Source organism: Pseudomonas sp. MWU16-30317, assembly GCF_020515695.1.
Lineage (GTDB): Bacteria > Pseudomonadota > Gammaproteobacteria > Pseudomonadales > Pseudomonadaceae > Aquipseudomonas.
Window position 1 is genome coordinate 1 of record NZ_JAIWJA010000001.1, and the last position, 17,936, is coordinate 17,936.

General features: G+C 60.4%; 21 protein-coding genes and 2 pseudogenes. 14 read left to right on the forward strand and 9 right to left on the reverse strand.

Features of this window, described 5'->3' with window-relative positions:
• Nucleotides 1-280: 280 nt before the first annotated feature.
• Nucleotides 281-562: a helix-turn-helix domain-containing protein gene (locus LIX93_RS00005; RefSeq protein ID WP_226501966.1), complete on the reverse strand. Its 282-nt coding sequence runs from the start codon at nt 560-562 to the stop codon at nt 281-283.
• An 83-nt stretch (nt 563-645) separates the two neighbouring features.
• On the opposite strand from LIX93_RS00005, the gene LIX93_RS00010 reads away from it, so the two are divergent.
• The 4 genes and pseudogenes from LIX93_RS00010 to LIX93_RS00025 all read left to right on the forward strand — a co-directional run bounded on the left by LIX93_RS00010 (nt 646) and on the right by LIX93_RS00025 (nt 4,414).
• On the forward strand, nt 646-1,089 hold the full coding sequence (locus LIX93_RS00010; RefSeq protein WP_226501967.1) for a hypothetical protein: 444 nt from the start codon (nt 646-648) through the stop codon (nt 1,087-1,089).
• A gap of 575 nt (nt 1,090-1,664) precedes the next feature.
• Nucleotides 1,665-2,633, forward strand: a pseudogene (locus LIX93_RS00015) (DUF4113 domain-containing protein); the annotation flags it as partial.
• A 105-nt stretch (nt 2,634-2,738) separates the two neighbouring features.
• A complete protein-coding gene (locus tag LIX93_RS00020; protein ID WP_226501968.1) occupies nt 2,739-3,869 on the forward strand; it encodes a saccharopine dehydrogenase NADP-binding domain-containing protein in 1,131 nt (376 codons plus the stop codon).
• A 53-nt stretch (nt 3,870-3,922) separates the two neighbouring features.
• Nucleotides 3,923-4,414 carry a DUF2269 domain-containing protein gene (locus LIX93_RS00025; RefSeq protein WP_226501969.1) on the forward strand — a complete coding sequence of 164 codons (492 nt, stop codon included), beginning with the start codon at nt 3,923-3,925 and terminating at the stop codon, nt 4,412-4,414.
• Between the two features lie 57 nt (nt 4,415-4,471).
• Here the strand turns inward: LIX93_RS00025 and LIX93_RS00030 are convergent, their stop codons facing one another.
• A complete protein-coding gene (locus tag LIX93_RS00030; RefSeq protein WP_226501970.1) occupies nt 4,472-5,047 on the reverse strand; it encodes a CGNR zinc finger domain-containing protein in 576 nt (191 codons plus the stop codon).
• A 133-nt stretch (nt 5,048-5,180) separates the two neighbouring features.
• On the opposite strand from LIX93_RS00030, the gene LIX93_RS00035 reads away from it, so the two are divergent.
• Entirely contained in the window at nt 5,181-6,302 is a 1,122-nt protein-coding gene (locus LIX93_RS00035; protein ID WP_226501971.1) for an MFS transporter, read from the forward strand.
• Here the strand turns inward: LIX93_RS00035 and LIX93_RS00040 are convergent.
• Nucleotides 6,299-6,760, reverse strand: coding sequence for an SRPBCC family protein (locus tag LIX93_RS00040; RefSeq protein ID WP_226501972.1), 462 nt, complete (start codon nt 6,758-6,760; stop codon nt 6,299-6,301). The genes LIX93_RS00035 and LIX93_RS00040 overlap by 4 nt on opposite strands.
• A 228-nt stretch (nt 6,761-6,988) precedes the next feature.
• Between LIX93_RS00040 and LIX93_RS00045 the strand changes: the two genes are divergently transcribed.
• The gene (locus tag LIX93_RS00045) at nt 6,989-7,357 is read left to right on the forward strand and encodes a histone-like nucleoid-structuring protein, MvaT/MvaU family (protein ID WP_226501973.1); all 369 of its coding nucleotides are present in this window, start codon (nt 6,989-6,991) and stop codon (nt 7,355-7,357) included.
• 7 nt (nt 7,358-7,364) lie between these two features.
• On the opposite strand, the gene LIX93_RS00050 is transcribed toward LIX93_RS00045, so the two are convergent.
• Together LIX93_RS00050 and LIX93_RS00055 are read right to left on the reverse strand one after the other, a co-directional pair.
• Complete coding sequence (locus LIX93_RS00050) at nt 7,365-8,045, reverse strand: LLM class flavin-dependent oxidoreductase (RefSeq protein ID WP_226502813.1); 681 nt, start codon at nt 8,043-8,045, stop codon at nt 7,365-7,367.
• On the reverse strand, nt 8,030-8,209 hold the full coding sequence (locus tag LIX93_RS00055) for a hypothetical protein (protein WP_226501974.1): 180 nt from the start codon (nt 8,207-8,209) through the stop codon (nt 8,030-8,032). Before LIX93_RS00055 ends, LIX93_RS00050 begins: the two co-directional genes overlap by 16 nt.
• Nucleotides 8,210-8,318: 109 nt before the next feature.
• On the opposite strand from LIX93_RS00055, the gene LIX93_RS00060 reads away from it, so the two are divergent.
• Nucleotides 8,319-8,498, forward strand: a complete 180-nt coding sequence (locus LIX93_RS00060; protein WP_226501975.1) for a CsbD family protein — start codon at nt 8,319-8,321, stop codon at nt 8,496-8,498.
• 43 nt (nt 8,499-8,541) lie between these two features.
• Here the strand turns inward: LIX93_RS00060 and LIX93_RS00065 are convergent, their stop codons facing one another.
• From LIX93_RS00065 to LIX93_RS00080, 4 genes and pseudogenes are all read right to left on the reverse strand, one after another.
• Entirely contained in the window at nt 8,542-8,868 is a 327-nt protein-coding gene (locus LIX93_RS00065; RefSeq protein WP_226501976.1) for a hypothetical protein, read from the reverse strand.
• The gene (locus tag LIX93_RS00070) at nt 8,843-9,433 is read right to left on the reverse strand and encodes a nucleotidyltransferase family protein (RefSeq protein ID WP_226502814.1); all 591 of its coding nucleotides are present in this window, start codon (nt 9,431-9,433) and stop codon (nt 8,843-8,845) included. Before LIX93_RS00070 ends, LIX93_RS00065 begins: the two co-directional genes overlap by 26 nt.
• Nucleotides 9,434-9,823: 390 nt before the next feature.
• Nucleotides 9,824-10,423, reverse strand: a pseudogene (locus LIX93_RS00075) (putative adenosine monophosphate-protein transferase Fic).
• Nucleotides 10,416-10,589: a YhfG family protein gene (locus LIX93_RS00080; protein WP_226501977.1), complete on the reverse strand. Its 174-nt coding sequence runs from the start codon at nt 10,587-10,589 to the stop codon at nt 10,416-10,418. The pseudogene LIX93_RS00075 and the gene LIX93_RS00080 overlap by 8 nt, the downstream one beginning before the upstream one ends.
• Before the next feature lie 235 nt (nt 10,590-10,824).
• On the opposite strand from LIX93_RS00080, the gene LIX93_RS00085 reads away from it, so the two are divergent.
• The 7 genes from LIX93_RS00085 to LIX93_RS00115 all read left to right on the forward strand — a co-directional run bounded on the left by LIX93_RS00085 (nt 10,825) and on the right by LIX93_RS00115 (nt 17,923).
• On the forward strand, nt 10,825-11,781 hold the full coding sequence (locus tag LIX93_RS00085; RefSeq protein WP_226501978.1) for a sugar ABC transporter substrate-binding protein: 957 nt from the start codon (nt 10,825-10,827) through the stop codon (nt 11,779-11,781).
• 100 nt (nt 11,782-11,881) lie between these two features.
• Nucleotides 11,882-13,435 carry a sugar ABC transporter ATP-binding protein gene (locus tag LIX93_RS00090; RefSeq protein ID WP_226501979.1) on the forward strand — a complete coding sequence of 518 codons (1,554 nt, stop codon included), beginning with the start codon at nt 11,882-11,884 and terminating at the stop codon, nt 13,433-13,435.
• On the forward strand, nt 13,432-14,442 hold the full coding sequence (locus LIX93_RS00095; protein ID WP_226501980.1) for an ABC transporter permease: 1,011 nt from the start codon (nt 13,432-13,434) through the stop codon (nt 14,440-14,442). The genes LIX93_RS00090 and LIX93_RS00095 overlap by 4 nt, the downstream gene beginning before the upstream one ends.
• A 1-nt stretch (nt 14,443) precedes the next feature.
• On the forward strand, nt 14,444-15,496 hold the full coding sequence (locus LIX93_RS00100; RefSeq protein WP_226501981.1) for a LacI family DNA-binding transcriptional regulator: 1,053 nt from the start codon (nt 14,444-14,446) through the stop codon (nt 15,494-15,496).
• 40 nt (nt 15,497-15,536) lie between these two features.
• Entirely contained in the window at nt 15,537-16,454 is a 918-nt protein-coding gene (gene rbsK / locus LIX93_RS00105) for a ribokinase (protein WP_226501982.1), read from the forward strand.
• Nucleotides 16,451-16,855, forward strand: a complete 405-nt coding sequence (gene rbsD / locus LIX93_RS00110) for a D-ribose pyranase (RefSeq protein WP_226501983.1) — start codon at nt 16,451-16,453, stop codon at nt 16,853-16,855. The genes rbsK and rbsD overlap by 4 nt, the downstream gene beginning before the upstream one ends.
• A 90-nt stretch (nt 16,856-16,945) precedes the next feature.
• Entirely contained in the window at nt 16,946-17,923 is a 978-nt protein-coding gene (locus tag LIX93_RS00115; RefSeq protein ID WP_226501984.1) for a nucleoside hydrolase, read from the forward strand.
• The last annotated feature ends 13 nt before the right edge of the window (nt 17,924-17,936 follow it).

Consider the following 17,936-nt stretch of genomic DNA (forward strand, 5'->3'; position numbering starts at 1 on the left):
AGGATATCGGCCGATTCCTAATGGAGCGATACAACTGGCGGCGACCGCATCAGTTCAACAAAGGGCTAGCGCCTGCGGTCGCTGAGGGAAAACTCAATTCAGTGTCCGGGATCAGTTGACCACTACATACCCGTTTGCCTATCCCTTATCTTAAGGGGGGAACGGTGTCCTGTCTTTCATGGGGCTCGTTCAACTAGGTGCGCCACACCCTCACTGCATTCCGTCAGGTCGAACGGATTAGCCTATCCCAACTATTTTGGCGCTGCCTGCGATGTTCTCCTCAAAGCCCTATCACTTTGAGCTCCGTGCGGATCTGGTCCAGAAGATCTTCAGCGCTAAGGCCCTCTGTCGACGTGATGTAAGCCGCAGCTATCAAGCTAATGGAATGGATCCCTAAAACCTCAGCCATCTGTTCAATCTTTTCTAGGGATGCACTGCCTCTACCCGCCTCCAGGTTGCTGATATATGGCTGGCTCGGGCCCAAGCCTTCCTGAGGTAGGTCTCGCAATAGCCTGTACGACCTTACCGAGGTACCGAGTGCACGTTTTAGTTCCAATCGCATGCCAACAGCCCGCAAAAGGAACGATAAAGCAGCACAAAGATGTTTTGCTCTATACTGTATTCAGTATATTTTGAGATTTAGGTATGTTTTTGACCAATCAGCAGGCACAGATTGACGGATTAGGGCTGTACGCACCGAATTTTTCGGCGTGGGCTTATGTAGAGCATACCCTCCAGCGCCCGTGGTTTTACGTGGCTACGACCGAGCTGGGGGAACAGGCTGACGCTTTCTCCATGGTGATGGCGTGCAGCGAACCGATGTTGAGCTCCATCCTAGGCCTCCATGGGGTGACGGTGCTTGTGGATAGCGTTTTGCTGGTCTCCCCGGGTCACATTAACAAGAGCGAGCATTGGCAAATGGAGCCGCTAGAACGCCTCGACCGCTACACTTCTGCTGCTACCACCGTGTTCGTCTATCACCTATACGGTGGGCGGAGATACGTCTTTGGCGATGAAAACATATTGAATTCAGTGGTAGTACAAATAGATCAGATTTTTTCGACATCGATGATAGCAGTGAAAGGATAAGGGACGAGCCACGAGCACTGAAAATCATCACCTTAACTAGATCTGCCCAACCAACGTCGCTCGCAAAGCACGATCATTGGTAACCGTCCGGCCAGCTCATTTTTACGGTGCCGCGCGGGTGCGGAATCTCAACGCTGATATTTGACTAGGATACTGGCCCCGTTGTTTTTAAGGCAACGGATGAATGCGGTTTTGAATGACTGTAAGCGCTCCATAAACCCCACCGGACTCAATACGGGTGGCGCGCTCAGCTAGGCGTTGCGGGTGAGCAGTTCCGACGGTTCCGTTTCGGCTGTGAGGCGACCTAAGTTCATCCAACGATGGTGTCGAGGGGAAAATCAGATAGCATTTTGGACATTTTAGCGTAAATGGGGTCTTGCCAATCCGCCAAAGCCCTGCTCGGCCCTGCCACCCCGAAACCCGCGACAAAAGTAGCATGGAGGGGCTGGAGCTATGGACATAGCGATGACGTTTCTTTGAGAAAGTGAGGATTGGTATGGACATGGGCGAATCAGAGCAAAGGTCGGCCCAGCTTGATGTGCGGTAATGTCCATACCGCATCATCTTTCCTTTAGATCGACGAGGCGTTTGCCGATTTGACAGGCATGCCTGGCGATTTGACGGCCTTCGGGCGCAGCATCCGCGCCACTATCTACAAGCGCACCGGCATTCCGGTCGGGGTCGGCATCGCGCGCACCAAGACCCTCGCCAAGCTGGCCAACCATACCGCCAAGCGCCTGCTGGCCAAGACTGGCGGAGTGGTAGACATCTGCGACCCCTTCAAGCGCGACTGGACGCTACGCAACACGGATGTTAGTGAAGTCTGGGGCATCGGCCGGCGCATGACCGCGCACCTGGTGGGCATGGGCATCAAGACCGCCATGGACCTGGCCCAGGCCGATCTCAGAACATTGCGGGAGAAATTCAGCGTGGTGATCGAAAAGACCGCCCGCGAGCTCGCTGGCACTCCTTGCCTGGAATTGGGCGAAGCGGACCCGCCCAAGCAGGAAATCTGCTGCAGCCGCATGTTCGGCGCGCGCCTCACGGCTATAGAGCCGATCAAGGAGGCCGTCGCCACCTACACTCAGCGCGCGGGCGAAAAGCTGCGCGCGCAAAATTCCTTTTGCAAGAAGATCCGCGTCAGCATCCGCACCGGCATGTTCAACCCGGACGAAGCCAAATACGCCAATGCCGCCTTGGTGGAGTTGCCTTACCCTACCAATGACGTGCGGCTGATGACCAAAGCGGCGACCGAAGCCATCGATCGCCTGTTCCGTCCCGGCTTCAAATACAGCAAGGCCGAGGTGCTGCTGATGGATCTGCGCCAGTCAGGGGAGTTCTCTGGCGATCTGTTCGCCCCCGAGCAGCCAGCGGCGGCAGGGAAGGTGATGGGCGTGCTGGATGAAATAAACGGCCGCTGGGGGCGCGGCACATTAAGGGCGGCGAGTGTGCCGGCGCAGCCGGAGTGGGCGATGCGCCGGGATTTGATGAGCGCGAGTTACACGACGCGGCTTGATCAGTTGTTTTTGGCGTATAGCCGGTAGGGCAATTCGCAGGATCCTTGAAATCCTGCGCTCATATCCGGGTAAAATCCCCCACTGCCTCGCCTCCCGAGGCGCGCTCGACCTTCATCGAATCAAGGACGGTAAATGGCATTCCGGGTAGTGGTCATTGGTGGTTATGGTAATTTCGGCAGTCTGATCTGCAACCACCTGGTGTTGAATCAGGGCGTCGAGCTGGTGGTTTCCGGGCGCGACAGCGGCAAGTTGGCGCGCAAGGTCGCCGAGCTGCGGACGCTGAGCGGCAAGACATGCCAGAGCTGGTGCGTGGATGTGATGCAAGAAGGCGTGAGCGAAGCGCTGCGTGCCCTGGACGTTCAGTTGGTGATCCACACCGGCGGGCCGTTCCAGCAGCAATCCTATGCCGTGGCGCGTCATTGCATCGACGCCGGTGTGCACTACTGCGATCTGTCGGACTGCCGCACCTTCGTCAGCGGCATCGCCAGCCTCGACGCCAGCGCACGGGAAGCGGGGGTGAGCGTGTTGAGTGGCTGCAGTTCGGTGCCGAGTCTGTCGGCGGCGATAATCGATGAGCACCGCGCGCGCTTCCGGCGGATCGACTCGATCGAGCACGGTATTTCGTCTGCGGCAAAGATGCCGGGGCTGTCCACGGTGCTCGGCGTGCTGGCCTATGCGGGGCGGCCGATCAAGCAGTTAAAGGCGGGCAAAGTGCATGAAGTGCCGGGCTGGATGGACCTGACGCTGCGCAAGATACCCGGCATGGGCACGCGGTTGCTGGCCAACGTCGACGCGCCGGATATCGACGTGTTCGCGTCGCGGTATGAGGCCCAGACGCTGCGCTTCAAGGCCGGCTCCGGGTTGAAGCTGGGGGTGATCGCCAACTATCTGCTGGCCTGGACGGTGCGCCGGGGTTGGGTGAAGGATCCGACGCCATGGGCCACTCGGCTGCATCGACTGGGCACCCGCTTTGAAGGCTTGGGTGATCGCAAGAGTGCGATGTATATCGAGGTCAATGGCGTTGACCACAACGACCAGCCGCTGCAGATGCAGGCGCTACTGACGGCGCTGAACGACACCGGGCCGCAAATCCCCAGCTGCGCCGCAGTCGCCCTGGCCGCCAAGATGGCACTCGGCTACCGGCCTGAGCCCGGCGCCCGGGCCTGCGTGGGCGAGATCAGCGTGGCTGAGTATCTGGCGGCGATCAACGAGCCGACGAACATCTCGCTGGACGTGCAGTTTTCGGCTGGGAAGGCCGGATAGCGTCGCACGCTTGTGGGGGCGCAAAGTTTGCTCGCGAAGAGGGCCTGAGCATCATGCTGTATCTAGCCTTGAAATACGTCCATGTGATCGCCGCGGTTTTTCTGTTCGGCTTCGGCATGGGCTCTTACCTGTACCTGATCGCCGCCAGCCGTAGCGCCAATCCCCGGGTGATCGCCCACGTAGCGCGCATGGTGGTGCGCTTCGACACCTGGATCACTACGCCGGCCGGTTTTATCCAGGTGCTCAGCGGTTATGGACTGATGCGCCTGACCGGCTTGTCGATGTGGAACGGTTGGGTGCTGAATTCGTTGGTGATCTTTGTTTGCGTGGGGGCGCTGTGGTTGCCTGTGCTGGTGCTGCAAAAGCGCCTGGAGCGGTTGGCCGATCAAGCCGTCGCCACTGGCGGGGCACTGCCGCAGAGCTACCGCCCGATCTACCGCGCCTGGTTCTGGATGGGCGTTGCCGGGTTTGCGGGCATGTTCGTGATCGTGCTGATGATGGTCAGCAAAATGACGGTGTGGCAGTGGGCGGCGCTGCTCACGTGAGCGGCATTTGCCCGTCACGTTTTAGCTGCGGGGGTGTTCGGCAGATGGTCTAGCCGTTTATTCCGCTGCCTTGCGAGCCTTGTCCGCCGCGCGCAGCCGGAACGCAGTCACCTTGGCGATAGTCCCGCAGGCTCGGCCATCTGGCCCGCCTTTGCTCATGCCGCACCAGCGCTTGTTGCCATTGCGGGTGTGATCGTAGAAAGCCCACTGGCAGTCGCCACACGTCTTGAGCCGCGACCATTCTCCCGATGCAATGGCATTCGCAACAAGCGCAAGAATATGACCGCGGTAAGTAGATTGCAGCGGTTTCAACCGCAAGCGTGCCACGCTTTCGATGGATTCGATAAAGGCTGACAACGGCACCTTGTCGAACCAGGTATTCAACGCCTCGCTGTCGTGATCATGGTTGGCGCAGGATTCTCGCAGCGCCAGCCGTAGTTCAAGCAATGTATCGAGTTGATCTTCAGGGTGGAGCGGACAGCGCGACAGCTCGCGTGCCCACGCCTGCGAATCGCTCGCCCACTGGGGCAGTTGGTCCGTTTCGATCCGCGTCTGGTTGGGGATGGACCAGGAGTTGACGAATCGCCGCACGTCTTCAAGCTCGCCGGGCGCTGTCTGATTGTGGGCTGGCATCGTATCCCTCGGTTGCAAAAGTGCTGAATGTGAGTAACCATCAAAATATCATTGCTGGTTACGGTACTGCAACATGATCAGGGAAGACGCTGCTTGGCCTGCGACGATACGACGATTGCTGTGGATGCAGGGGATGATGAACGCCTCGCATTTCATGACGATTCCTCTGTTGGCGCTGTATATGTCGGCTCACCTGCAGTTCGGCGCGGTGGCGCTGGCCTCCGTGATGTCGGCAAACCTGCTGTGCGCGCAAGTATTGCCGGTGGCGGCCGGGGCAATCGCTGATCGCATGGGCTCGCATCGATTGATCACGGTGGGGCTGTGGCTCAGAGGCGTAGGCTTTTTGGGCTTTTGCACGTTCGACGACGTGGCGGCCTGGGTGGGGGCAGCGATGTTGGCCGGCACCGGTGTCGCCTGCTATGAGGGCGGCCTCTATGCGTTGTTTGGTCGACAGCCGAAGGCCTCTCTGGCACGTGTGTTTGCCGCCAACAACCAGATGTTGAACATAGGCGCCGCAGTTGGGCCGATCATCGGTGGCCTGGCCGGCTTGATCGATCCGCGAATTGCTTTTGGACTTAGCGCCTTGGTATTCACGGTCTTGGGGATTGTGTCGGCGCGTAGCGATGCGGGCGCCCCTGTTGCTTTCGAGCGCCAGTCTGCACTCAAGAGTTTGAACACTGCCGTCAGGCATCCAGGGTTATGGCGATTGATACTGGTATCGCTGCCCTGGTTCTTTCTTTTTCCGCAGTTGTATGTGGCGTTCCCGATGTATGGGGGCAAGTTGGCAGGGCCGTATGCCGTCTCTGCGATCTATGTAGTAAACGGTTTGGTCGGGCTGATTTTCCTGTCGTTGTCCAAGCGCTGGTGGGTGAGTGCTGCCCCGGCGTTGCTGGTTGTCGGTGCTTACCTGGCGGCGGCAGTGGCGTTTGCCAGCGTGTCGATGGTGCAGGGTATTGCAGGGTTTCTGGTGTTTATCGTTGTTTATACGGTGATCGAAACCATTCTGTTGCCAACGTTTGAAACCATGACCGCGTCGCTGGCGCCGCAGGGCTGCCAAGGCGCGTTTTTTGGCGTGTTGAGCGCTGCGGGGGCCTTGGGCGGCGGGGCCGGTTATTACGTCGGTAGCTGGCTGATCTTGAACCGTAGCGCAGTTGAGACCTGGTGGGCGCTGGGCGGTGTCGGGCTGACTGGATTTTTGCTGTCGATCACGCTGCTGGGTGGCAAGCGCCTGGTCCGGTTGCCGTCAGTTCGCTAAACGCAAGTCTCCAGTTCCATGGGTGCGCCAAGATGGTCAGCCAAGCCGTCGAGGCCATTGAGAATGAACTCGCCGATAAGCGATTCATACTCGGCAGCGACCGTTGCGTCACGGGCCTCGAAGCGGGCTGTCCAGTTGACCGTGCTCTGTACGCCATCTCCTGCGGGGCTGACGCCGACCGTTGCGCAAAAATGATCGAGGGGGATACCTGAATCAGTCAGGCCGTAGGTCATGGTCATCCGATCGTTATCAATAGCGAGCAGACGCTCATGGACGACCTTGCTGCCGAGCAAGTGCAACGTTCTGATCGATCCTCCGTCTCCAGAGTAGTTGCCCCCTTCAATGACGCACGAATCGATTTGAGGGTGCCAGGCATCGATGACGCCAAACTGGCGCAGCAGATGCCAAACGGCTTCGGGGTCGACGCTGATCAGTGCGGTGTGATTGATTGTGGTCACGGGATCCATCCTTCTTTCCTGGGCTTGTTTATTCGATGAAATGTATCGGCGAGAAGTTCGGCTGGAATTATGAAACTCACGGTAGCGATCCATTACAGCCGCGTGTCAGAGAGCAATTGCGCGCTGCCCGGCGCTATTTTCCGACTCCATGAAAATTAGTTGCCAGAGAGCGGATTTTGCCGCTGACCTGCTGTCATAACCTGACAGAGTAAGAGCCTAGGAGAAAACATGTCCCGCCTCGCCGAATTCCGCAAACTCGAACAGCAGATCGCTCGCCACCGAGATCAACTTGCAGTGCTGAAGAATGATCCTGAGTTGAGCACGGAGATAGAGTTTGAAACCAAGCTGCACGACCTCCTGGCTCACTACGGGAAGGGTCTGCAGGACGTGATCGCGATCATCGAGCCGGGCACCGCGAAGCAGGTGGTGCGCGCCACACCTGAAAAGCGCACCCGACGGGCGCGACAGATCAAGGTGTACCGTAACCCACTGACTGGCGAGATTGTCGAGAGCAAAGGTGGCAACAACAAGCTGCTGGGGGCCTGGAAGGCTCAGTTCGGGCACGAAGAGGTCGAGTCGTGGGTCAAGCGTTCGTAGCCGTCCGTTACCCCGGCAGTGCTTCGCGGGCAGTTTCGACCGCAGGCGCGCCGGCAGCCTCGACCGGTGCCTCAGGGTGCAGGCCAGCGTGTCTGTGATCAGGCACGCTGATGCCTAGATGCTCGCGCAGCGTCACACCCTGATAATCATCGTCCACCAGGCCGGTGATGCTTTCGGGCGTGCCCACCAGCCGCAGCCACGGCGTCTGCAATGAATACAGCACTTGCCGAAGGGTCTGCCCTCGCTGGCGTCCTTGTTCGATCTCGTCGCGAAATTGAGTGAGTCCCGAAGAGGACGCATCGACGCCATCGATCACCGGGAAAGGCTCGTCCAGCGGGCAGTGACGAAAATCACGCCCGTTGAATTGCCGCGACAGCGCCTCGTGCATTTTCTCCAGGCTAAGGGCCGCAGAGCGCGACGCTTCGATCCTGGCCGCTTCCTCCAAGGTGTTGGCAATGACGACGTTCAGGGCCGGCATGAACAGAATTTCGTCCACGTTGCGCTGATACTCACGGGCTCGGCTTCGCACATCCGATGCCAATTCCAGCGATTCGCCTAGGGTTCTGGCGAAGCTGAACACGACGTCGGCGACCCGCGCGCTCAAGTCCCGGCCCTCCGGTGAAGTACCCGCCTGGATCAGGGGGGGCTGCCCTTGTCGCGAGCGAGCGATGTTCAGGGGGTGATGTATTGGCTATCGACGATGAACAGAAAGTCGAACCTGGCCGCCTCGGCCTCTTTAGCCTGTTGCACATACCATTGCAGGTTGACACTGGCGTCCAGTGGCACGCCATTGCAGGTTGACACTGGCGTCCAGTGGCACGGCGTCATCGCGCCATAGTCCGCCATGGGCATGTTCGGCACATCGCTTCATGAAATTTACGATAGGAAGCGAAACTCCTTGCGCGCTTTCGCAGTCAACAGAGGCGTCAACTTTGACATCACTGCCGAACGGAGTTAAATCATGAGCAGCACTTCTGACAAGATCAAAGGCGTAGCGAACGAAGCGATTGGCAACGTCAAGCAAAGTGTAGGCAAGGCCACCGGTAACACCGAACTTGAAGTCAAAGGCACTATTCAGGAGAAGAAGGGTGAAGCTCAGCAGGCCATTGGCAAAGTCAAAGACGCAGTAAAAAAACACTGACGGATAGTTTGGCCCGGGCAACCGAAATGCCCGGGCCATCGCCTTAATGCGGGTTGCGTGCTGCTTTTAGAAGATCATTCAGTTTCTGGTGTTCCCATGTCGACAGGAGCGCCACCGGGTCAGTCCCATATCGATCCCCAGAGTCGAACGTCCAGTGCCGACCGTCCGGGCAAACGCATCCCTCGCAGTAGTCAAGGTCGCCGTTATCGCTGTGTAACGTGACGAGCCATCCATCGATTTCCACGACAATGCGCCACGCCTGAGGCTGATCTCCCGCCGGGCTACGTGCAACGAGCATTGTCCGACGCTCGAAGATCACTTCGCGCAGCAGCTGGCCTACCTCTCTAGCGGTCAGTGCAAGCATCAGCATGACTCTCGTAATCCAGAATCGTCAGCCAAGGCCAGCGCGCCTGATAACTCCTGGCCTTTTGAATGAACAGGTCCGGTTCCGGATTTGCCGGGTTGATACGCAACAAGCCCTGCTGCAGATCGTCGAGGCCGTAGGGGGCATAGACTTCGCGAGTGCAAACATCCAGCCCGATACAGGTCCCGGCCACGAGGTAACGGTCGATGCCGTCTTTCGCCGACTGCAACGGCGGATAAGGGCGACCGAAACGCTGGCCGTACCAAAGATGGACGCGGGCCTGGTTCTTGAATTCGATATCGACACCCAAGTCTTGAAACACCGACCGGGCTCGATTGATCACTTCGTTTTCGGCCTCCCAGGACACATCCTCGTCGAAATAGAAAACGTCATAATCTTTCACGCCCCACTCGGGAGGCAGGTTGGACTGATGATTCCACACCGCCTGGAACAGGCAGCCTGCGGTGAGCATGCACTGATCGAGGCCCAGAGAGGGCAGGCGGGCGGTGATTTCGGCGTTGAGGGGGTTGGTCATTGCGATGCGGAGTAACGAGTCGACGGGCATGCGGATGGGCTCCTTGCCGAGCGTTTTTCGAGCGTCCATCCATCGTGCGTCAAGGTCCGGGAGGCCACGACCTGACGGCTATAGCGTATGATTGCGCTCAATTTATGACGTGCAGATGCCGGGAGGCGTTGTGACAACTTTGGCTGAGTGGTTCCCCTTTATAGATCAGATGTCCCCCAGCATGAAAGGCTTTTGCAGTATTGCCTTCGCGACCATCGTGGCGTTGACCGTGGTCGTGTTTGTGGTGTTTCGGGGCAGGAAGGGGGCTGATAGCTGACGGGGCCCAACAGGGCTAGCCACGTCGTGTGCGGCCTACGCGACTGTCGACATCACAATAGTGCCGTGATGTCGCCTTGTAGCAGGAATGTATGAGTTCGATAGCCTCGCAAGAAGCGTTCAAGCTTGAATCGGCCGGCCAATGCATCTCTCGAAAACGTCCTCCATGGGGCCGAGATCACAGTTGAAAGCAGCGATGTTCGCGTGGATCCATTGATCAGGTTCAACTCCCCACCAGCTGATTTCAAATCCGGCGTTCATGATCAGATGTTCAAACAGGATACGCTGCGTCCGGCCATTACCCTCCCGAAAGGGGTGGACGACATTAAGATCGGAGTATGTTTCGGCGAGTGCAACAATTAGCCGTCGGCGATCCATTCCCTCGAACCAATTGGCTGTCCCCATAATCTGAAAAATCTTGGCCGACTCTTTTGCCATGTACTGCGGTTGGCAAAAGCGTGTCGTTTGCTTGGATATGCCCACCGTTCTCAAAGATCCAGCCCAGTCGTACAGATCCGAAAACAGGGCACGATGAATATTTTGGAGATAGGTCAAATCATAAGGCGGAGGGCTGAAATCCAGATGTTCGGCTGCAACGGCAGAGAGCTGTTATTCAGCCTCGCTAAGGGTCGGATCATCACGTATATCGAGCTTGTTACGCAGGACATCTGAGCCAGGATAACAGTAGGGGTCTTGGCCGACCCCGTACTTATCAGACATTACGCTCGATCTTGGTGAAAGCTTTCAGAATTTCTTCACGGGTAGGAAGGTCGCGATCACCGTCTGCCGGGTTCATCTTGTAGCCTTCAAGGCGCAGGCTCGCCGCATAGTTGGATTTGCGCGTCTTGGCCGCATAGGCTTTCTTGGTTTCAAGTGTGATGGACATTAGCAGGACCTCGCTAGCGTTCAGTGCGTGATTATAGCTGAACCGCTGGATCTAGCCCAGCTCGCCCAACTGCGTAAAGGCCTGCGAACGCTAGCCCCATCCCGCACACCATTCGTCCATCTCCCGTTTGACAAATCCGCTAATCCTGCTCATATTTCCCTCACGCAAACGTTTGCGCCTTCCCCCAGGCGTCAGCTTTGCCTAATAAAAATAATCATATCGCCGGAGTCACCCCATGAAGCTGCCCTTTGCTGCACGCCTGCTCGCCGTCGCCATGCTCACCGCCACGGCCTTCATATTACCCCTCTCATCCGCCCAAGCCGACGACGCCCACAAGCCCACCGTGGCGCTGGTGATGAAGTCCTTGGCCAACGAGTTCTTCCTGACCATGGAAGACGGCGCCAAGGTCTATCAGAAAGAACATTCCGCTGACTTCGACCTGATCTCCAACGGCATCAAGAACGAATCCGACACCGCCGCGCAGATCGATATCGTCAATCAGATGATCGTCAAGAAGGTCGATGCGCTGGTCATCGCGCCGGCCGATTCCAAAGCCCTGGCCGCAGTGCTGAAGAAGGCCATGGATGCCGGCATCAAGGTGGTCAATATCGATAACCAGCTCGATGTCGATGTGCTCAAGAGCAAGGGCATGGAGGTCCCGTTCGTAGGCCCCAATAACCGCAAGGGCGCCAAGCTGGTGGGCGATTACCTGGCCAAGCAGATGAGCGCGGGCGATCAGGTGGGGATCATCGAAGGCGTGCCGACTACCACCAATGCGCAGCAGCGCACCGCGGGTTTCAAGGACGCGATGGATGGCGCGCAGATGAAGATCGTCTCTACGCAATCGGGTAACTGGGAGATCGACAAGGGCAACGCGGTGGCCGCGGCCATGCTCAACGAATATCCGAACCTCAAAGCGCTGCTGGCCGGTAACGACAGCATGGCGCTGGGCGCGGTATCGGCAGTGCGGGCGGCGGGCAAGGCCGGGAAAGTACAGGTGGTGGGCTATGACAACATCAATGCCATCAAACCGATGCTCAAGGACGGTCGCGTGCTGGCGACGGCGGATCAGTTTGCGGCCAAGCAGGCGGTGTTCGGGATTGATACGGCGCTGAAGATGGTCAAGGGCGAGAAGCTGGATATCAAGGACGGGGTGATCGAGACGCCAGTCGAGTTGGTGACCAAGCCGTAAGCCTGTCGGGTTTAGAGGCCGGCCCAGCCAACACAAACCCCTGAACCTCAAACACCAACTGCGCCGGCCTTGCCATTCAAGCCGGCGCGTGGGGAGCCTCATGTCTGTATCCGTTCAAGCCGCCGTGCTGTCCGTGCGCGGCATCGGCAAGACCTACGCCCAACCGGTGCTCGGTGACATCGACCTGACGCTCATGCGCGGCGAAGTCCTGGCCCTGACCGGCGAAAACGGCGCGGGCAAAAGCACCTTGTCGAAGATCATCGGCGGCTTGGTCACGGCCACCACCGGCACCATGGAATTCCAGGGGCAACCCTACCAACCCGCCAGCCGCGCGCAGGCCGAAAAGCTCGGCGTGCGCATGGTCATGCAAGAGCTCAACTTGCTGCCGACCCTGTCGGTGGCCGAGAACCTGTTCCTCGACAACCTGCCCAGCCGTGCTGGCTGGATCGATCGCAAGCGCCTGCGCAGCGAGGCGATCAAGGCCATGGCCCAGGTCGGCCTGGAAGCCATCGACCCCGACACGCTGATCAGCGAGCTGGGTATTGGCCATCAGCAGATGGTCGAGATCGCCCGCAACCTGATCGGCGACTGCCACGTGTTGATCCTCGACGAGCCTACCGCCATGTTGACCGCCCGCGAAGTGGAGATGCTCTTCGAGCAGATCACCCGCCTGCAGGCGCGCGGCGTGTCGATCGTGTACATCTCCCATCGCCTCGAGGAACTGGCCCGGGTCGCGCAGCGCATCGCCGTGCTGCGCGACGGCAAGCTGGTGTGCGTCGATGCCATGGCCCACTACAACAGCGAGCAACTGGTGACCCTGATGGTCGGTCGCGAGCTGGGCGAACAGATCGACCTGGGCCCGCGGCAGATCGGCGACGTGGCGCTGGCGGTGAAGGGCCTGAGCCGCGCGGACAAGGTTCGCGATGTGTCCTTCGAGGTGCGCGCCGGCGAGATTTTCGGCATCAGCGGCCTGATCGGGGCCGGGCGTACCGAGTTGCTGCGGCTTATCTACGGCGCCGACATCGCCGACAGCGGCAGCATCGCCGTCGGCAGCCCGTTGCACGTCGTCAGCGTGCGCTCGCCGGTCGACGCCGTCGGCCATGGCATCGCCCTGATCACCGAGGATCGCAAGGGTGAGGGCTTGCTGCTGTCGCAATCCATCAGCGCCAATATCGCCTTGGGCAATATGGCGGCGATCTCCCGCAGCGGCGTGGTCGATGGCCGCGCCGAGATGAGCCTGGCCCAGCGTCAGGTGGACGCCATGCGCATCCGCAGTTCGAGCCCCACGCAGCTGGTCTCGGAGCTGTCCGGTGGCAACCAGCAGAAAGTGGTGATCGGCCGTTGGTTGGAGCGCGATTGCCCGGTGATGCTGTTCGACGAGCCGACCCGTGGCATCGACGTGGGCGCCAAGTTCGACATCTACACCTTGCTGGGCGAGCTGACGCGCCAGGGCCGCGCGCTGGTGGTGGTGTCCAGCGACCTGCGCGAGCTGATGCTGATCTGTGACCGCATCGGCGTGCTCTCGGCCGGGCGCCTGATCGACACCTTCGAGCGTGACAGCTGGACCCAGGATCAATTGCTTGCCGCCGCGTTTGCCGGCTACCAGAAACGTGATGCGCTGCTGTCCGACGCGGCGCCCAGGATCGATGCATGAAAACCTCTCTCTCCAAAGGCGTAGCAACCCCTGCCACGCTGCCATCCCCCGGCAAGCGCAGCGGCAATTATTTCGGCCTCGGCACCTACCTCGGGCTGGCCGGTGCCTTGCTGGCGATGATCGTGCTGTTCTCGCTGCTCAGCGATCATTTTCTCTCGTACGAGACCTTCAGCACCCTGGCCAACCAGATCCCCGACTTGATGGTGCTGGCAGTGGGCATGACGTTCATCTTGATCATCGGCGGCATCGATCTGTCGGTGGGCTCGGTGCTGGCGCTGGCGGCGTCGGCGGTCAGCGTGGCGATGCTCGGGTGGGGCTGGGGCGTGCTGCCGGCGGCATTGCTGGGCATCGCGTGCGCGACGGTAGCCGGGACCATCACCGGCTCGATCACCGTGGCCTGGCGCATACCGTCGTTCATCGTCTCCCTGGGTGTGCTGGAAATGGCCCGTGGCGTGGCCTATCAATTGACCGACTCGCGCACTGCCTACATCGGTGACTCATACGCCTGGCTATCCAACCCGTTTGCCTTCGGCATCTCGCCGTCGTTCGTGATCGCGCTGGTGGTGATCTTCGTCGCTCAGGCTGTGCTCACGCGCACCGTATTCGGCCGCTACCTGATCGGCATCGGCACCAACGAAGAGGCCGTGCGCCTGGCCGGCATCAACCCCAAGCCCTACAAGATCCTGGTGTTCTCGCTGATGGGCCTTCTGGCGGGCGTAGCGGCGTTGTTCCAGATATCGCGGCTGGAAGCGGCCGATCCGAATGCAGGTTCGGGTCTGGAGTTGCAGGTCATCGCCGCGGTGGTGATCGGCGGCACCAGCTTGATGGGCGGCCGTGGCTCGGTAATCAGCACCTTCTTCGGCGTGCTGATCATCTCGGTGCTGGCGGCGGGGTTGGCGCAGATCGGCGCCACCGAGCCGACCAAACGCATCATCACCGGCCTGGTGATCGTGGTGGCGGTGGTACTCGATACCTATCGCAGCAACCGCGCCAAGCGGCGCGGCTGATATGGCGACCATCAAGGACGTGGCGGCACTGGCAGGGATTTCCTACACCACAGTGTCCCATGTGGTGAACAGCTCGCGACCAGTAAGCGATGAGGTGCGGCTCAAGGTCGAGGCCGCCATCGTGCAGCTCGGCTACGTGCCCAGCGCCGTGGCGCGCTCGCTCAAGGCCCAGGCCACCTCGACCATCGGTTTGTTGATCCCTAACGGCATCAACCCGTATTTCGCCGAGCTGGCGCGGGGCATCGAGGACTACTGCGAGCGCAACGGCTTTTGCGTGATTCTATGCAATTCGGACGACGATCCGGACAAACAGCGCAACTATCTGCGGGTGTTGCAGGAGAAACGCGTCGACGGCCTGATCGTGTCGTCGGTAGGCGGCGACAACGGCCTGATCGTGTCGTCGGTAGGCGGCGACAACGGCCTGGTGCAGGGCCTCGCCGCAGTACGCACGCCGATGGTGATCGTCGACCGCGATCTGGAAAATCTGCCGGCTGACTTGATCCGCATCGACCACGAACTGGGCGCTTACCTGGCGACCGAGCACTTGCTCGAACTCGGCCATCGGCACATCGCCTGTATCTGCGGGCCCACCGCGACCAGCGTGGCCCGCATGCGCCTGGCCGGTTATCGACGGGCCATGGCGGCGGCCAATATCGAGGTGCCGACGCGGTGGATCAAGGAGAGCGATTTCACCAGCCCCAGCGGCTATGCGGCGGCGGTGCAATTGCTTGACGAGGGACGGCCGAGCGCGATTTTCGCCGCCAACGACATGGTCGGTTTCGGCGTGCTGCGGGCGGCGGCCGAGCGCAATATTCGCGTACCTGGCGAGTTGTCGGTCATCGGTTTCGATGATATTCAGATGAGCCGTTACGTGTACCCGGCGCTGACCACGGTCGGCCAGTCGATTCTGCAACTCGGCGAGCGGGCGGCGCAGGTGCTGCTGCGGCGTATCGCTGCACCGGGCACGCCGGTCGAGCAATGGGTGGTGGCTCCGAGTATGGTGCTACGCGAATCCACGGCGGCGCCGAGCCGCGCTTTTGATCAATTTCGCTGATCCTTTTTTGAAGTGCACGGCGGCTAGAAGAGTAAACCTCATGCAAGCAAAGGTAGTGATAGTAGGCAGCCTCAATATGGACCTGGTCACCCGTCTGCCGCGTCTGCCGCGCCCGGGCGAGACGCTGGCCGGGCAGTCGTTCGTGACCGTGCCGGGCGGCAAGGGCGCCAACCAGGCGGTGGCGGCTGCGCGCCTGGGGGCCCGCGTGGCGATGATCGGTTGCGTCGGCGCCGATGCCTACGGCCAGCAGTTGCGCGACGGCTTGCTGGCCGAAGGCATCGACTGCTCAGGGGTGACGGTGATCGACGACCAGCCCAGCGGCGTGGCGACCATCCTGGTGGATGACCACAGCCAGAACGCGATCGTGATCGTGGCGGGTGCCAACGGCCAGTTGACGACCACGCTGATCGACAGTTTCGAGGCGCTGCTCAACCACGCCGAGGTGATCATCTGCCAGCTGGAAGTACCCTTGGCCAGCGTCGGCCACGTGCTCAAGCGCGCACGCGCGTTGGGCAAGATCGTCATCCTCAATCCGGCACCGGCCACTGCGCCGCTATCGGCTGACTGGTACCCGTTGATCGACTATCTGATCCCCAACGAGAGTGAAGCCAGCGTGCTCAGCGGGCTGGCGGTGGATTCGGTGACCAGCGCCGATATCGCCGCCAGTGCATTGATCAAGGCCGGCGCCGGCAAGGTGATCGTCACCCTGGGTTCGCAAGGCTCACTGTTCGCCACCCACGCGCAGTCCCAGCATTTCCCGGCGCCAGCGGTGCAGGCGGTCGATACCACGGCGGCGGGGGATACCTTCGTCGGTGGCTTTGCCGCCGCATTGGCCGAGGGCAAGACCGAGGGGCAGGCCATCGTCTTCGGGCAGATCGCCGCTGCGCTGTCGGTCACTCGGGCCGGGGCGCAGCCGTCCATTCCGACACTTGTTGACGTCCAAGGATTTGCACCATGAAAAAGACCCCTCTGCTCAACATCGCGCTGTCCCGGCTAGTGGCCTCCTTGGGCCACGGCGACGTGCTGATGATCGTCGATGCCGGCATGCCGGTGCCGCCTGGCGTGGAGCTGATCGACCTGGCGCTGACCCGTGGCGTGCCGGATTTCACCACGGTGCTGGAGACGGTGCTCACGGAAATGCAGGTCGAAGGCCACGTGCTGGCCGATGAGATGTTCGTCAAGCAGCCCCCGGCGCTTGCGGCCCTTGAAGCGCTGCACGCCAGCGGTGCTTTGGGGGCGCGGCGGCAACTCAGCCACGATGAGCTGAAAGTGCTCAGCCGCAGCGCCAAAGCCATCGTGCGGACCGGCGAATGCCAGCCCTACAGCAATATCGCCCTGGTGGCAGGTGTGGTGTTCTGACACGACCGCAGGCGGCAGGTAATTCTTGGAATAGGCCATTGCCTGTGCAAACCTGTCGCTCTTTCCCGACCGCTCTGGAGCTTATCGGCCTTGACCCTTCTCGCCACCACTGCCGCTCAGGCAGCCGAAAAACGCAACCTGATCATCGACACCGACCCGGGCGCCGATGACGTCGTGGCCTTGCTGCTGGCCATGGCGTCGCCCGAGCAATTGAACCTGCTGGCGATCACCACGGTGGCCGGCAATGTGCGCATCGACAAGACCTCGCGCAATGCCTGCCTGGCCCGCGAGTGGGCAGGGCGCGAAGAGGTGCCGGTGTACGCCGGTGCCGGCAAGCCGCTGGTGCGCCCGCCGATCTATGCCGAGCACATCCATGGCAACGAAGGGCTGCCGGGTGTTGCGGTGCATGAACCCGGCAAAGGGCTTGCGGACGGTAGCGCGGTGCAGTACCTGATCGAGACCCTGAGCAAGGCCGAGCCGCACAGCATCACCGTTGCCATGCTCGGGCCGCAGACCAACCTGGCACTGGCGCTGATCCAGCAGCCGGACATCGTCCAGGGCATCAAGGAAGTGGTGGTGATGGCCGGCGCGCACTTCAATGGCGGTAATATCACCCCGGTGGCGGAGTTCAATGTCTACGTCGACCCTGACGCCGCCAAGGTGGTGCTCGCCAGCGGCGTCAAGCTGACCTACGTGCCGCTGGACGTGACCCACAAGATCCTCACCAGCGAGGCACGGCTGCGGCAGATCGAGGCCCTGAACAATCACGCCGGTACGTTGGTGGGGGCGATTCTGAATGCTTACGTCAAGGCCGACATGCTCCATTACGGCCTGCCGGGCGGCCCAATACACGACGCCAGCGTGATTGCCTGGCTGCTCAAGCCCGAACTGTTCAGCGGCAAGGCGATCCATGTGGCGATCGATAACCGCGAAGGCGTCGGCCTGGGGCAGACCGTCGCCGATTGGTATGGAAAGTTGAAGCAGGACAGCAATGTGTTCTGGATCGATGACGGCGATGCGCAGGGGTTCTTTGATTTGTTGACCGAGCGCTTGGCGCGCCTCGCCTAGATCTGCTCAGACC